Source organism: Belnapia mucosa (assembly GCF_016775475.1).
In the GTDB taxonomy this organism is placed as follows: Bacteria; Pseudomonadota; Alphaproteobacteria; order Acetobacterales; family Acetobacteraceae; genus Belnapia; species Belnapia mucosa.
Map to the genome: position 1 here is coordinate 1 of NZ_JAEUXJ010000042.1, position 15,704 is coordinate 15,704.

Sequence of the window (15,704 nt, forward strand, 5' to 3'; positions counted from 1 at the left end):
CAGTTCACTCCAAACGAATGCCGAAGCTACTTCACCGCCGCAGGCTATGAGCCCGAATGATCGGATGCTGCTCTAGCGCGGTCCTCATCTTGGTGATGAGCGTCTCTGGACAGCGTTATCCAGGCGTAGCTTGATCTAAGGCGCGATGACCACCGCACTGATAAGCGTCCCTCTGCACGTCCGGCAGCGTTGGGGCGGCGGTCATGTCACGCGCCACGACAGTCAGCTGGTCAGCGGCACCTTCTCCGTCCTTGCGGGAGCTATGAGCGCCTGCCATGCGGTCTTGGCCGCGGCAAAGGTCGGATACCCGATCTCGCAGGCAAGGGTCTGAGAATTGGCGCGGATCGGCTGATTAGGCACGCCGCCTGCGATCCAGGCCAAGCCCAGATGTCGGATCAAGGCCACGTCGTGGTCGGCAACCGCATCCATGTCGATCTTGGTCAGCGCCTCGAACGCCTCGCTGGTGAAGCCGCCGGGGGGCTCCCACGCCCCTTGGTCGTTGCCGCGCACCGGGCGGAGCTGCGGATTCAGGCGGATGAGGGAGCTCGGTACCGGCCCTGACCGACCCGGCTCGGGGAGCGGCTGCTGCATCGCCACATGCGCGATGAAGGTCGCCGCATCCGGCGGGTCGTCCAGGATGCTGGTCGCCAGCTTCTTCAGATCACGGATGAGATTCGGCCCCTCCCTCGCCTGGACCAAGCGCGGGTCCTCCCCCGGCGCACCCGTGGCGTCGGGCAGGACGACCGTCCCGGTCCCGATGCTCAGCACCTCGATCTCCTCCGGGCCGTGGCCGTTGGCCAGTGCCTCGGTGATCGCCGCGAGAACCGGGTTGTTGTAACCCGCGATCCCGCCGTCCCAGAACCGGCGCCCGGCTACCACTGCCGGCTCGTCGAAGTAGTTGATTGGCGCATTGGTGGAAGCGTGGATCGCCTCCGCCAGGCTCGGGAGCACGGCAGGAGCACCGCTGGCCGCAAGGCTGTCCTTGTTGGAGCAGAAAAACACCGCCCGCCGCCGGTCGTAGTCGAAGGTGGCGATCAGAAAATGCGGGCTCCGGCGGCCGGTGCTGGCGGCGATTTCGCCGGGGAGATCGGAGACCCTCAGGCTGCCGCACCGCGGCAGCAGCTCGCGTAGCCCCTCCAGCTTGGCTTCGGCATCGTATTTGGCACCGATGCCGAGCAGTGCCTGGACAGACCGGTTCAGCGGATTCCTGAGGAAGCTCGCCTTGCTGAAAATCTGGGTGCGCCGTGCAGCGCTGAGGAAGTAGTCGTCCAGCAATGCGGCGAGGGTCTTGTCCTCCACGAGGCCGCCCAGCACGATGCTCCCTCCGGAGTTCGCGGCTACCAGATCGAAATCGGCCAACACCCGACGGCCATTCGTCGCCCCGGAGTAGATCTCCCGCAGGGCCATGACCTGGAGCAGGGCCCAGGACCCTCCTCCGTCCAGCGACAGTATCTTGAACTTCCTGCCATCGCCCGCCATTGCTCCCTCCCATGGACGGTTTTATGCCGACTCGAATTCGCGCCCCACGGGCCCCAGGGAACTCCGCCCCCCGTATTACGGTCCGGGTCATGTGCCCGGCGGCACCGGGAAGCACGCCATGCCGGCACGAGACAGAGTGGCACATGCCGCCATTGCTGTATCGGCGGAAAGGCCAACCAGCCGAGCCCGGTACAGGATGCCGTTCCGGGACACGGCCGTGATGCTTGGCTGTGCGCGGCCCAGCAGGCCGGACGCGTGCGAACGCGCGACCGCGACGGCAGTGTGCGAGGTCATCGGGTCGGGGAAGGCGCCCACCTGGATGGCCCAGTCGCCCGACGCGGCTGCCGGGCCGAACACTGCCAGCGGGACCTCGGCCCGGGCACCGGCACCAGGTAGGGGTGCCGGCAGGGTGGAGATGAATGGTCGGGTGTCAGCGCGAGACAGGCGTCCCGCCTCGGTTTCTGCCCTAGCCGCTGCCACGGCGGCCGGTTCTCCGCTGTTCCGGTATGGCGCGGCCGGAGCGGATGCTGCGTCGGCGGAATCCATCACACTGTAGGTGCCGGCGGCGATGCCGAGGCCCGTGCGGTCGCCTGTCGGAGCTAGAAGAGTTACCAGCCCGCCGCCGTCGAAGGCACGGTTCGCCACCGGATCCTCGGTGGACACCGCATAGCCCTGGCCGGTTCGGCCACCATCGCGCGGCCAGCCAGAGGGCACCGCGGCAGCCAACGCCACCTCGGTCCCCAGGCGGGGCGCCACCCGCGCCAGGTAGTTCACCGTCTCATCGGGAAGGATCGTCGCGCCGGCGAGGTATGCCTCTACGCGATCCGGCCCGGCGTTGTAGGCCGCTAAGAAGTGCGGCGCACCGAAACGGTCGTACATCTCGCGGATGTAGGCCGCGCCGGCCAGGATGTTGTCGCGTGGCTCGTAAGGGTCATCGCCCAGACCATGCCTGTGGCGCAGAGTGTCATAGGTGCGGGGCATCACCTGCATCAGCCCCATCGCCCCGGCCCGCGAGGTGATGAGCGATCCGTCGGCGGTATGCAGCCGTCCACCGGACTCCTGACGCATCACCTCGCGTATCCAGCGTTCCGGAATGCCGTGGCGCGCCGCGGCCTCCCGGATGTGCGGCCCCCATGGGTCCTCGGACGGGCCTGGCACGGAATAGGACCGGGCTGCATGGACGCGGTAGCTAGCCGCGGCGGCGCGTGAGGCCGTTACGTCATAGCCGTAATCGCCGTTGCCGTCATAGCCACGCCGACCATCCCAGCTTGTCCCGTACTGGCCGCCGGGTCGGCCTGAACAGGCCGAAATGAGGAGTAGGGCCAAGACCGGACCGAACGCTCGCACCGCCTTGCTCCCCCTGCCACATGTCCCCGCAGCCGGAAATTACTGCCCAATCGTCTCGCGTAATTACCAATAAGGGCGGGTATCCGGTCCACATGATTCAGACAATTTCCTAAAGGAAGGACGGCACCACTCCACAGCGTGCGGCTCCAGCGTAGTCTTGCATTTAGCCATGAAGCTGTCCGCGACCGGGACGCGAAGCTCGCACCAGTGCTGACCGACGAACTGCGTCGACGATGGCACGGCAGCGGGGGGTGTACCCATTGGCAACACTCGCACGCCGACGAGACCTGTTTAGAGGTCGTGGTCGGTTGGCGTATCTGTACCGAGCCATCTGCTCCTAAACCGCGAAACCAGCCCACCCACCCCGAGAGTTTTCGAGCAGGCTTGTTGACATGAGAGGGAGCCTGCCGAAGAGGATGTCCCGTCACACCGACGAGCAAGCTGCCTTCGCGCGACCCTGTCATCCTGCCGACTGGAAGACGGACGTCTCGGGTTCCATCACGGCTCGAAAGCCGCCATGTTGGTCGCGGCCAGCATGGATAGACAGGAGAGCCGAATTGCGGAAGCCGAACTACAACTTTGAGCGCGCCCAGCGGGACAAAGCTAAGGAGGACAAGGCGGGAGAGAAGGCCCGAAAGAAACTCGAGGCGAAGGCGGAATCCACCGCAGCTCAGGCTCCAACCGAGGAGAGCGGGTCCGAGGAGCGGTAGCCCGGGCAATGCCAACTTGACTGAAGCTGGTCGAGTTAGACTGCATGACTGAATGCATCGAGGATTACAGTGCCGTCTACGCGTACTCGCCTTCAACTCGGTGCCAAAATGCAGATAGGTAAGCTCTTGAGGTTGAAGCCCTTGGCCAATCCGGGGCGGCTCACTGCCGTCGCGTAAAGACGTACTGTCTCCGCTCGCAATCGACGAGCCTGCGGAGATCGCCAGAGACATCGGCTAGGATGCCAGCGACCTCACCGAGTGTGGAACGCAGTCGAAACATGGTGGAGTTTGGCGGCAGCGGCTCTGTCAGGCGTTGCAGTGTCGCCGAACCACCGTCGTAGCCGAGCCACCAGTGCCAAAAAGGGCGGCCGTCACCTGCACCATGGACCGCCCATGCCTCTCGGTCGCCGAGCGATGCAATGGCTGCCGCGACCTCGCCGGACCGAAGAGGTTCATGATCACGACAGAGATTTTGCCTCAGGGCGTCCCGGGCCCCCTCAATCCCTTCAACGACGCCAGCCCAAGGCCTGGCGCCCTGAATGGTCAGCATAAAACAGCTTCTCGCCTCGGGAGTATCAACCATCTCTCCTGGATCCCGCCTGTTTGTTCCGGCCGTTGGATTGCTTCGACCAGGTGCAGCATGCGTTGCCACGGCCGACGCGTTGAGATGCCCATTCAGCCGTCTGCCACCGAGAGCGTCGGCGCCGACGCTCTCGGTGCGGTTTGGTTAGCATCTAGCCCAGTCTTGTCCCCAAGTCTGGGGATAAGGTTGCGGATAACCTAGGGGATGTTTTCGAGAGCCGTCTGTGTTGGTTCGCTGATCCACGGGATTCACTGGATGTTCGCTTTCAGTTTGGAGCGATCAGACCCCGGTCGCTGTGGCAGACGGCCCGCGTGCCTCGAGTGGTCTGAGCTACGATCATGCGTTGGCACCCTCGGAGTTGGTCTGTTCGTCTCCGATCACGACTGCTGAGTCGACCATGACGGCGCCGAAGGGTTCAGCCTGTTGCAAGGTCAATGCACCTTCGCGTCCTAGCTCGAGCCCGGCCATCAGCGTCGTCGCCAGCGCCGCTCGCCGCTGCAGCGGCGACTGGGCCCGCGCCTCGGACGGCGGCGGCAGGACGCTAGTGAGGTCTGCCCCCTCGCCTGTTATCGGCAGTAGCTGGCGCATCCGCTCCAGCGCATCCGGCACCCGCCACAACTGCGGCGGCCGCGGCCGGTACACCCGGTCCCGGTGCGGCAGCACCAGCAGCCGCAGGCAGGCCCGCAGCAGCTCCGCCGTGTCCGCGATAGGTGGGGCGGCGGCTGTGATGTTACTGTCCGGCTCTGCCCCTCCTTGGGCAAAGACCTGCCGCCCCAGCTGCGGCCGCCGCTCCAGCCAGTCCGCGAGCCGCGACGCCCATTCCCGATCGGCCAGCTTGCGGCGCAGCCCCTGCGCCTCGCGCTCGGCCTGGGCGCTCTCCGCCGCCGCGGCCGGCAGCAGCAGGCGCGAGCGCAGTAGCGTCAGCCAGGCCGCCATGATCAGCCAGTCCGCCAGCCGCGGCAGCGGCACCCGCCGCTGGTCGATCGCCGCCGTGACCACCGCTTCGAACTGCTCGGCCAGGGTGGCGACCGAGATCTGCGCTAGGTCGACCCGCTGCGCCCGGGCCAGCTCCAGCAGCAGGTCAAGCGGGCCCTCATAGGCCCCCAGCCGCAGCGCCGGCGCCCCGCTGTTGCCGACCGCGGCCGTGGCGGCATCCAGGAAGGCCTCGTCGCTGTCGGCCTTAGGGGTCATCGTAGCGCGGCTGCACCGCGAGCCGCAGCCCTGGCCAGCGCTCGCGCAACTGCCGGATCGCCGCCCAGGGTGTCCAATCGGCCGACCAGAAGCCCAGCCAGAGCAGGCCGGGGTCGCGCCTGGGCGGCTGGCCGCGCTTCGGGACCGGCAGCTCGACCACATGCCGCAGCGCCTCGGTCGTGCCCCAGTGGGACCACAGCCAAGCCCGCGCCTCGGGATGCTCCGGCCCGAGCCGGAGCACCGCCTCCGGCACCGGCAGCAGCCGGTGCAGGTCGAGCGGGCAGGCCCGGCTCTCGCCCGAGCACTCCGCCACCAGCCGCAGCCGCTCCTCGGCCGCCACCCGCAGCTGGCCGGCGAGGATGCGGGCGCCCTCGAGGCTGAGGCTGCGCTGCAGCGGCGGCGGGGGCGCGACCAGCAGGTGGAACCAGTCCTCCTCGGCCCGCCCGAGGCTGTGCTGCCAGGGGATGATTCCAGCCCCGGCCGCGGCTTGGCGAAAGGCCGCGACCTCGGCCGGGTCCCCGGCGACCCGGAGGTGATGGTAGAGCCAGTCGGTCTGCGCCAGCGCCAGCACCTCGACCGGCGAGGCTGCAGCCCCCTCCCCTGCCCCGCCGGCCGACTTCGGCAGCCTCCTCGCCGCCCGGACCCCTGTCACAGGTCGAGCAGCTTGCTGGCGCTCTCGGTGACCAGCTTGGCCCGGCGGACATAGCCGCGCATGGTCTTGAGGTCGCGGTGGCGGGTATGGTCCATCACCTGCTCATCCCGGGCGCGGCCATATAGGCCTCGGTCACGAAGCCCGCCCGCAGCCCGTGCGGCGACAGCCGCTCGCTGCTATGCACCGTGATCCCCGCCGCCTTGGCCCGGCCCTTGAGGATGGTGCGGACGGCCTCGCCGCTGAGTCGGGCATGCTCGATGTTGCCCCAGCGGTCCACCTTGCGGAACACCGGCCCGTAGTCGCAGGTAGAGGCAGCGAGCCAGGCCTCGAGCGTCCGCACCGGGCAGGTCTCCCTCCGCTTGCCGCGGGTGATGCCGAGCTCCACCCCCCCTCCTGGTCGGTCTTGGAGTGGGGCAAGGTCAGGCGGAGGCCCTCGGCGGTGAAGCGCAGGTGCTCGCGGTCGATGCCGACCAGCTCGGAGCGGCGCAGCGCCCCGGCAAAGCCCAGCAGTAGCAGGGCGCGGTTGCGCAGGCCGGCCAGGTCACCGCCGCAGGTGGCGACCAGCTTCCGGAGCTCGGTCGAGGTCAGGGCCGCGGCCTGGCGGCGGCGGCTCCCATGGGCCCGGAAGATACCGCGCAGCGTGGTGCGGATGGCGGGGTGGCCGGCAGACCAGTCGAGCCCGCGCAGGCGGTGCTGCTGGCCAATGGCGGCCAGCCGGCGCTCCAGCAGGGAGCGCGAATACAGGCCGGCGAGGGAAGCAAGATAGGCCGCCACCGCCGCCGGTTCGGCCGGCAGCGGGGCGCAGCTCGTCTCGCTGCACCAGCCGCAGAAATGCGCCCAATCGGCGGCGTAGGCGCGGAGCGTCTCCGGCGCCAGCGCCTGCCGGGCATAGACCTGAGCCGAGGCCAGGGCCGCGGCACCAGCTGGGGCGAGGCCCCGGCGCTCCTCAGCCGGCACCACCGCCGGCGGCCCGGCCTCGGCCGCCGCCTCGCTTACCCCCTCGTCCATGCCCCTGTCCGCCCCGGTCAAGCCTGAATTCTGGCTGTTCGCCGTGATTGCGGCAAGCCTCTGCTCACTTGCGGTAAGGCGATGTAGCGCTGCTCGAGGCGGCGGCGGTCCGGCTCGGGGTGCGGGTGCCGGAGCCCGCAAGAGACGACTGGCCGAGCTAACCAGCGCCGCTGCGGGTTGTCGCCCGCGCCGCCTCGGGCCGCTCCACCATCTCGGCAGGTTCGGCGCCGGCCGCGGTTCGGACCGCGATGACACTGCAGCCCACAGGCTGCTGTATGGGATCGAGCCAGGTGCCCTGCGTGTATGCCGCTTCACAGACAACCGGGGCTTGGTGGTATCGCCCAAGCCGCGGGCACATGCTCTTCCAGCAGCGGGCAGGGAGGGGGGCCGAGCGCAGGCGCGCTGCCCCTCGATTTCCGATCTGCGCGCGGGCTCTGCCCGCTGCACCTTCTTGCGCCAAAGAGGCGGGCCGCCCATGGGCTGGGGAGCTCCGGGCAGCCCTTTAAGCTGCATGGCAAAGGGGGGGTAAGCCATGCAGCTACCCAGACTGCATGGCACCTGGGGGGATGCCACAGAGTTAGATAATACTACCACCGCGGTTCTGTTGCGGCTTCACTTGGTGATTGCGGCTAGCCGAACTCATGCATGGCGTGGGCCTCGTAGCCGAATTCTAACGTTTGGTAAGGATGTCGGGCGGATTGTCGTCGGCCGGCGGACAGACAGTGACCCGACCACCCTGAGCATGGAACTCGGTCACGAGGCGCACCGCCTCTTCTTCGTTCGGGGGACCACCTGCGGCCCGGGCACGAGCCCCTTGGGCTGCGACAGCTTGAGATCGACGGAAGCGCTCCCGGATTGCATCGGCCGGCACCGTCAGGTTGGGCGGGGCTTGGCAGGCTGGGGCCGGCCCGGTATGCATCCGGAATGTTCTCGCCTGCCGCCAAGTCGCCCTATGCCGGCTATCGCTTACCGGCCCAGGTGATCAGCCAGGCGGTGTGGCTGTACTTTCGCTTCCCGCTCAGCCTACGCATGGTCGAGGAGATGCTGGCGGCACGCGGCATCGCTGTGAGCCATGAAACCATCCTGCAGTGAACGCTCAAGTTCGGCCAGGAGTTCGCCAGCCGGATCCGGCGGAGACTGCCCTGCGCCGGAGACAAGTGGCACCTCGATGAGGTCGCTATCAAGATCGCCGGGGTGCAGCACTGGCTTTGGCGTGCCGTGGATCAGACTGGGATGGTGCTCGACGTCCTGGTCCAGAGCCGGCGCGACAAGCGGGCGGCGAAGCGCCTGCTGCGCAAGCTGCTGAAGCGGCAGTGCCGGGCGCCCCGTGTCATGGTCACCGACAAGCTTCCGAGCTACGGGGCGGCCAAGCGGGAGGTGATGCCCGGTGTCGAGCACCGCCAGCACAAGGCCTGAACAACCGGGCCGAGAATTCACACCAGCCGACGCGACGACGAGAGAGGCAGATCGCGCGCTTCAAGTCAGCGCGGCAGGTTCAGCGCTTCCTGTCCGCCCACGATCAGATCGCCGACCTCTTCCATCTCCGCCGCGCCCACGTCTCCGCCAGCGAGTTTCGCGCCGCAAGGGCACGGGCGTTCAAGGTGCGGGCGGATATCAGCAGCATTGCCGCTGCCGCCTGAACTCTGCTGTGCCCTAGCCTTTGGCATGTCAGCGCGGTGGCCGCAGCGCCGGCAAGTTGACGGTGCCGGCGGAAACATGGATCGGCGAGCCCGGTCAATAGTTACAATAAACAACTGAAAAAAGATGGGTTTCCGGCGATTTCTCGATGAATCGCGCATCCAATTAGATTGCTTCTCCGTAATTCGCATGATGAGCCGAGAGGTTCATCCTATGGGAGATGCACATCATGGCCTGGAAGCATTTTGATTTGGCGCCGATCACCAACTGGTTGCATAACGGCAAGGCTTCGCTGCCTTTTGTCGGTCATCAGCGCGATGCCGATCTAGTCATTGTGGATGTCGCCAGAGGCGAGGCGGTCGCCAAGGATCTAGGCAGGGGCGAGGACACCGTCCTCGTCAAGGATGCGGCCGGGCAGGTCCGGCTGACCTTCACCAGCGCCGAAGTCGGCAACGGCAACCCCCTCGATTCCAACACCCTGGCCAACCAGGATGGCGGCCTCGCCGTCCGGCTCCAGGCCGAGGACGGCGCCGATGGCCTCACCGGTCCGGTCAGCCGCTTCGACGACGAGGGGATCACCTTCCGCGCGGCCAGCTCAGATCTGACCTTCGACGTCCGCGACCTCGTCGCCGGCATCCAGCGCGGCGATCAGTTCGACGCCGTCACCCTAGGCACCGTCGAGGACGACCGCTACAGCGTGCATGGCAGTAATCAGGCCTATTACATCAATGCCGGCATGGGCAATGACACGCTCATGGGCGGTAAGGACAATGATTTCCTGGTCGGTGGCGCCGGAGATGACTGGCTGCGGGGCGGCCGCGGCGATGATTCGCTGCTCGGCGGCGCCGGCAACGACACCGCCGTCTTCAGGCCGTCGCGCGACGGCGCCGATATCATCGACCTTGGGGCTGGCGATGACGTGGTGATGGTGAAGCATGGGCAGGGCGCGCAGATCCGCCTGACCTTCACCAGCGCCGAAGTCGGCAACGGCAATGCCAACGACAGCAACACCATGCTGAACCAGGATGGCGGCCTCGCGGTCCGGTTCCAGATGGAAGACGGCGCCGATGGCCTCACCGGTCCGGTGAGCCGCTTCGACGACGAGGGCATCAGCTTCAGGGCAACAGGCGGCTCCACCTTCGATGTCCGCGACCTGGTCGCGGGTACCCAGCGCGGCGACCAGTTCGAGGTGGTCCAGCTCGGCACCATGGCGATGGACGTCGTCGACCACAGCGGCGACCGCGAGGCCTACTACGTCAATGCCGGCATGGGCGACGATGTGGTGACCGGCGGCAGCGGCCGCGACTTCCTGGTCGGTGGCGCCGGCAACGATACCCTCAGCGGTGGCGCAGGCCAGGACTCGCTGCTTGGCGGCGGCGGTGCCGACACCTTCGTCTTCAGTGCCGGCGAGGCCGGCCCGGACACCGTCGTCGACTTCAGCGTGGCCGACGACACCATCCAGCTCGATGGCCGGATCTTCCAGGGCCTCCCCTCCGGTGCGCTGGCCGAGGATGCCTTCGCGTTGCTGTCGGATGCCGAGGCGGCCGAGCACCGGATCCTCTACGACGCGGAGACCGGCAACCTCTTCTTCGATGCGGATGGCGCCTCGCGCGACGATCTCGTCAACTTCGCGGTGCTGGCGACGAAGCCTGCCGGGGTGTCGGCGGCGGATTTCGTGATCGCCTGAGGAAGACGAAAGGTTGGGGGGATTCGTCTCTCCAATCTGCCACTGCATCGCTGAGCAATAGAGGCCCCGACCTCATGGCATCAGTCCAATGCGTGATACGAGGCTTTGCAGTATGGATCGAGGCTTCGCCGGGCGCTGAGCCGTGCGATGTCTGGCTCAGTACCGGGTGCTGATGGCCCAGCAGCGGCACAACCAACCTGCGAGGCAGAGACGGACATGCAAGCTAACTTGCGCCACGGGGGGATTATCGCATGTGACTGCCTTCCTTGTGGAAGCGTGCGAAGGCGAACGGTCACGCTAGCCAGTCTGTGCTAGTCAGGACGGCCTCAGAGACGGCGACACCCTCACCAGGGATCCAGAGGGAACCGAGTTTCCCGACTTGGGACTGCGCGTGCTGAGGCTCTGGCGGCCGCGCGCAAAATGCTGGGAGAGCAGATTCAGGTGGGCAGATACGGGACAGCCGGTAATACGAGATCACCAACGTAAGTGGCCAGGTCTTGGCTAGGGTGCCGCTCATGGACGCCTTCAAGCCCTAGTGGTGTAGTCGGCGCTAATGGGGTTTCATCGTGGGAGCAGGCACCCCATAGCAGGGCGCGAGCCGACGGATGAGATCATGGACCCGCCTGAAGATGCCCTGGCCATGGCCGAACGCCACGTCCGAGAGGGCGAAGGGCGTGTCGCCCGCCAGATCGCCATCGTCGAACAGATGAACGGGGACAACCGTCCGGAGGCAGCGGCTGCGGCCAGGACGTTGCTGGTGACGCTAGAAACCACCCTCGACCTGATGCGAGAGCACCTCCGCATTGAGCGTGAGGCACGCGGCTGTATGAACTCTGAACAATGATGCCAGCTTGGGCAGGAGGCAGTTTAGAGCTTTGAGCGGAGTTGCCGTTCTAGATGAAGGTGCTTCCGCATCAGCTCGAGGGTGTCCTCGAGCGTAGTCATCGTTGCTCTTGCATGAGCCACGTCCCGCTCGTCGCTTCTTTGTTTCACATTCTCAATGAGAACAATGTAGCGTGCGAGACGCTCCTCAGCTTCGCGAACATGGCGCTCGGCTCGAGCGACCGGATCTTCTGGAGCACCCATGCGGTTCTCTGCGGCATTGGTCTAGTCGATCCTAGCCGCAGTCTTCTGAAGTGCTGCACAAACCCCTTGTGAGCATCTTTAGGAGATGATCCCCTCCTCCTTGCTGGCGTAGCTCGGCCGACAGCGTCACCTGTGGCAAGCGGGTCTTATCGCATGTGGGAAGCGCTGGCCTCAGCCCTCACCCATTGCACATGGTGGGCTGGTGCTGAGCACGGCTGCACTCAACATCTACAGCATGAACCCACCGCCGAAGATCACGCCCGAGGAGCGCCGGCGCCGCACCGCCGATCGGCTGAAGACCATCCGGTTGCGGATGGCGATTGGCCGCGAGCTGGATAATCGGGGCATCACGATCCCCGCTGGGATCGGCGCCGCCCTTGGGATGCCACCGGCCGAGGCAGCCTCCTTGCTGAACCGGAGGCTGTGGCGAGAGGGAGAGGTGGTGCTGCTCGAGGCCGTGGCGGCTCGGCTAGGAGTGCAGGTGTCGGAATCAGCAAGAGACAACTGGTCGGGCTAACCAGCGGCGCCGCTGATGCGTGACGCTCGCGAACCCGCCTTGCCAAGTCGCGTTGGAGAGGGGTGCATTTGATGTAATCTCTCCACCTAAAGGCCGCTCCTCCGGGCGGCCTTTCCTTTGCGGTCAGCTCTTCGCCAGCGTCGCCCACGCTCGCAGCACTTCGCCAGCGGCAGCGTCGCGCCCCATTGGCCGCGATACAGCACCCAAGGACTAATTTGGGAAACCCCTGATTGCCCGCCTGGGCATGCCTGCGTCGCCGCGATAGCTTCGCAATCGCAAGCCACGGTTGAATTCATGCTTAACCGCTTCATCATCATCGCCGTTCTCTTGATCGGCTTGTTACTGCCCCATCCGGGGCGAGCCGATGACCATGCCGCGGTCCAGACGGTCTGGCGCCTGCTCGACTATATCGCCGTCGACTACTCTGGCGCGGTCGAGGGCGGGTCTGGCGCGGTCGAGGGCGGGCGCATCGTCAGCCAGTCCGAGTATGACGAGATGGTGGAGTTTGCCGGATCAGTCCGGACTCGCCTGGGGCAACTGCCTTTCCATCCACAGCAGCCTCAGCTGGCGACCGACGTCACCGCACTGGAGGCTGCCATTGCTGCCCGGGCTCAACCTGACCGCGTCGCCAGCTTGGCACGTGGCTTGGCCGCTCACTTGCTCGACGCCTATCCAGTACCCCTTGCCCCGGCAACCACTCCTGACTTGGCGCGAGGTGCGGCTCTCTATGCCGAGCAATGTGCCAGCTGCCACGGCGTGAGCGGTGGCGGCGATGGACCGGCGGCAGCCAGGCTGGATCCTCCCCCGATTGCCTTCATGAACAGAGCCCGGGCTGAGGAACGCAGCCTGTTTGCGCTGTATCAGGTCATTACCCAAGGCCTGGATGGCACCGCGATGCCGAGCTTCGCCTCGCTACCGCCGGAGGACCGTTGGGCTTTAGCCTTCTACGGCGGAACGCTTGCCTATCCGGCATCCCTGGCATCGGATGGCGAACGCCAGTGGCGGTCTGATCCAGGCCTGCGGAACGTGCTGCCCACGCCAGAGGCGCTGGCCGGCATGACCCCGGCTCAGCTCGCCGCTGCGCTGGGCGATGAGCGCGCGGCGGCTTTGACAGCCTATCTGCGCCGGCATCCCGAGGCGCTCAGCTTGGCTCAAGGGGCGTCCCTTCATCTTGCCCGGACCCGCCTCAGCGAGGCCGTTGTGGCCTATCGTACCGGCGATCGGCGCCGTGCTACCGATCTGGCACTCGCCGCGTATCTGGACGGGTTCGAGCCGTTCGAGCCGCGGATCGCTGCGAAGAATTCTGCGCTGCTTGGCCGGGTCGAAGCGGCGATGAACGAGTTGCGGTCTGCCATCACTCGCGGCCAGCCGACCGAGGGGGTAGAGCGCCAAGCGGCGGCGGTCCGCACGCTCTTCGACGAGATGGAGCACACCTTGGCCGCGGACACCGACAGTGATGCCGCAATCTTTGTCGGCGCGGCCACTATCCTCCTGCGAGAGGGGCTGGAAGCACTGCTGATTGTGGTGGCGATGATCGCCTTCTTGCAAAAAGCTGGCCGGGAGAAAGTGCTTCCCTATGTGCATGCCGGGTGGGTTGCCGCGTTGGTCGCCGGCAGCGCGACCTGGGTCGTCGCCACTTATCTCATTGCCATCAGCGGCGCGAGCCGCGAGCTGATGGAGGGTTTCGGCTCGCTCTTTGCGGCAGTGGTGCTGGTCTTTGGTGGAATCTGGATGCACGGCAAGAGCCAGGCGGATCAGTGGCAACTCTATATTCGTGAGCGGCTATCCCAGACCCTGTCCCATCGTTCGGGATGGGTCCTGTTCTCGCTGGCGTTCGTGGTCGTCTACCGCGAGATTTTCGAGACGATCCTGTTTTACAGCGCGATGTGGCGGGCGGAGAGCGCTGCCGCCTTGTTGGGCGGCGTCGCCTGTGCCGTTGTCCTGCTCGGTATCTTCGGCTGGGCAGGCCTGCGCTACAGCCGTCAGCTGCCCATCGGCCGCTTCTTTACAGTGAGCTCGCTGCTGGTGGTGGCGCTGTCCATCGTGCTGGCCGGCAAAGGCGTCGCGGCATTGCAGGAGGCGGGCCTGCTCGAAGGGCAGCCCTTGACTGGGCTTCCCCGGCTGGCTGCTCTTGGCTTGTATCCGACCGCCGAGGGCATTGCGACTCAGCTGCTAACCCTCGCAGTGATCGCCGTCGGCTTCTGGTATAATCGGCGGCGCAAGTCTGCTCCGTAGCCAGCCGGTGCCATCCGTCGACCACCACTGCAGTCAGCGCTTCCGAAAAGCCGCACAGCACCGCTTACGATGCTCCGCTTGGTGAAGCCGGGGCCTCGCTACGCACCTTGTGCTCTGGCTCTCCTACACCACCAGTCGGGATACGCCCTCTTTGCTATAGGCGGCCGCGGTGTTGGCAATACTGAGTTTTAGCAGGCTGAACATGCTGGCTTTATCTCGGTCCACCGTCTGGCACCTCATGAGCTCATTAAGATTGTTTCAGATTTTCGTGATCTCACAAATTGATCCGGACTCCAAATGTCCTATAAAATGTTACAGTTGAGCGTTCCACCGGTATCTATACAAAAATGCTAATGGTATAGATTCGTGCCTGCGGCGGAGAGGTTGATGGCCTGCACTTTCGAGCCGAGAACGATACATCGTTTCGCGTATCGCGTAATAGAGAAGGCAATAGAGCGTGCACAATCGGATGCATAGAGGCTGAATACAGATGCAAGATGCTCGCGGATCAGTCGGTGCCTCGATCGCTCAAGGCGAGGTTGCAGGGGATATATTTTCGCAGCGTCGGGCTACGAGCCGGCTTTCTCCAACTGAGGCCAAAGTCGCTGCCTATATTGATGAAAACCGAACTGAAGTTTTGATAAGCTCCGCCGCAGAACTTGCGCGATGCACGGGCACGTCGGACGCGACTGTAATCCGTACCGCCCAGGCGCTTGGGTTTGAGAGCTTGGCCGAGATGCGCAGAGCTCTGGCTGCTACGGTCGCCCACCAATCCAATCCTGCTGCCAATATGCGTCGAACGCTGGCCGGAACGGGCCAAAGTGTGAGCTGCGCAGTCTCGGGTGTACTTGATACGCACTTAGAAGCCTTGGAAACACTTGCAAAAAAAGGACAAGCGGCAATCGCACAGGCGGTGCACCACCTGCTTCCAGCAACCCGTATCGTATTTTTTGCCATCGGTCCGTCAGCGCCCCTTGTGCATTACGCATCCATTATGTTGAGGCGAAACGGGCGCCGGTCGATTGTGCTCGATGCCACTGGGGGGGCTTTGGCAGATCAAATGCTGGATCTCCAAGATGGCGATGCAGTCGTCATCCTTGCTTACGGCAACCTCTATAACGAGGCAGCAGCCGTCATTACCGAGGCTCAGCGGTTGAGACTGCGAACGGTGTTGGTAACGGACACTGCCGATGGTCCGGCATCTGATCGTGTTGAGGTTGTACTACCAGTGCGGCGTGGGCGCACAGGTGAGGTTGCACTCCATGCCGTAACTCTTGCTGCCATCGAATCTTTGGTTCTTGGCCTCGCTGCCTGTGATTCCGCACTGACATTGCAAACACTCGAGCGCCTGACCTTGCTGCGTCGATCTGTGACAGGCGCCCGTTCCTAGAGACCGTTATCGAACTCTGGTCAGTTGTGCGGCCTGCTTGAGCATAGGCAGGCGAAGGCGACGAGGTGAAGATCGGCGCGAGTGCTGGCGTAGCCTTCTTAGTTCTTCACCAGTCGGCGAAAGCGGGTGGCCCAGGCGAAGGTCCGTTCGACCACCCAGCGCCGCGGCAACAGCACGAAGC

Annotated in this window: 10 protein-coding genes and 2 pseudogenes; 6 read left to right on the top strand and 6 right to left on the bottom strand. The window is 65.4% G+C overall.

All coding sequences use genetic code 11. The annotated features are described in order from the left end of the window. Positions 1-222: 222 nt before the first annotated feature. The 5 genes from JMJ55_RS29560 to JMJ55_RS31360 form a co-directional block, all read right to left on the bottom strand. Complete coding sequence (locus JMJ55_RS29560) at positions 223-1,479, bottom strand: patatin-like phospholipase family protein (RefSeq protein WP_202829198.1); 1,257 nt, start codon at positions 1,477-1,479, stop codon at positions 223-225. A gap of 87 nt (positions 1,480-1,566) precedes the next feature. Further along, positions 1,567-2,826 carry a lytic transglycosylase domain-containing protein gene (locus tag JMJ55_RS29565; RefSeq protein WP_328702801.1) on the bottom strand — a complete coding sequence of 420 codons (1,260 nt, stop codon included), beginning with the start codon at positions 2,824-2,826 and terminating at the stop codon, positions 1,567-1,569. Between the two features lie 1,629 nt (positions 2,827-4,455). Next, positions 4,456-5,310 (bottom strand): segregation and condensation protein A, encoded by an 855-nt coding sequence (locus tag JMJ55_RS29570; protein WP_202829200.1) that lies wholly within the window; start codon positions 5,308-5,310, stop codon positions 4,456-4,458. Continuing rightward, positions 5,300-5,962, bottom strand: coding sequence for a hypothetical protein (locus JMJ55_RS29575; protein WP_202829201.1), 663 nt, complete (start codon positions 5,960-5,962; stop codon positions 5,300-5,302). The genes JMJ55_RS29570 and JMJ55_RS29575 overlap by 11 nt, the downstream gene beginning before the upstream one ends. Before the next feature lie 94 nt (positions 5,963-6,056). Then, entirely contained in the window at positions 6,057-6,347 is a 291-nt protein-coding gene (locus JMJ55_RS31360; protein ID WP_236034234.1) for a site-specific integrase, read from the bottom strand. 1,547 nt (positions 6,348-7,894) lie between these two features. On the opposite strand from JMJ55_RS31360, the pseudogene JMJ55_RS29585 reads away from it, so the two are divergent. The 6 genes and pseudogenes from JMJ55_RS29585 to JMJ55_RS29610 all read left to right on the top strand — a co-directional run bounded on the left by JMJ55_RS29585 (position 7,895) and on the right by JMJ55_RS29610 (position 15,523). Next, positions 7,895-8,610 (top strand): annotated as a pseudogene (locus JMJ55_RS29585) (IS6 family transposase). 227 nt (positions 8,611-8,837) lie between these two features. Beyond that, positions 8,838-10,295, top strand: coding sequence for a calcium-binding protein (locus JMJ55_RS31835; RefSeq protein WP_202829202.1), 1,458 nt, complete (start codon positions 8,838-8,840; stop codon positions 10,293-10,295). A gap of 613 nt (positions 10,296-10,908) precedes the next feature. Next, the gene (locus JMJ55_RS29595; protein ID WP_202829203.1) at positions 10,909-11,139 is read left to right on the top strand and encodes a hypothetical protein; all 231 of its coding nucleotides are present in this window, start codon (positions 10,909-10,911) and stop codon (positions 11,137-11,139) included. Between the two features lie 444 nt (positions 11,140-11,583). After that, positions 11,584-11,898, top strand: coding sequence for a hypothetical protein (locus JMJ55_RS29600; protein ID WP_202829204.1), 315 nt, complete (start codon positions 11,584-11,586; stop codon positions 11,896-11,898). A 294-nt stretch (positions 11,899-12,192) separates the two neighbouring features. After that, positions 12,193-14,133 carry a cytochrome c/FTR1 family iron permease gene (locus tag JMJ55_RS29605; protein WP_202829205.1) on the top strand — a complete coding sequence of 647 codons (1,941 nt, stop codon included), beginning with the start codon at positions 12,193-12,195 and terminating at the stop codon, positions 14,131-14,133. Positions 14,134-14,623: 490 nt separating this feature from the next. Then, positions 14,624-15,523 (top strand): MurR/RpiR family transcriptional regulator, encoded by a 900-nt coding sequence (locus tag JMJ55_RS29610; RefSeq protein WP_202829206.1) that lies wholly within the window; start codon positions 14,624-14,626, stop codon positions 15,521-15,523. Positions 15,524-15,529: 6 nt separating this feature from the next. On the opposite strand, the pseudogene JMJ55_RS29615 reads toward JMJ55_RS29610, so the two are convergent. Continuing rightward, positions 15,530-15,704, bottom strand: a pseudogene (locus JMJ55_RS29615) (transposase); the annotation flags it as partial.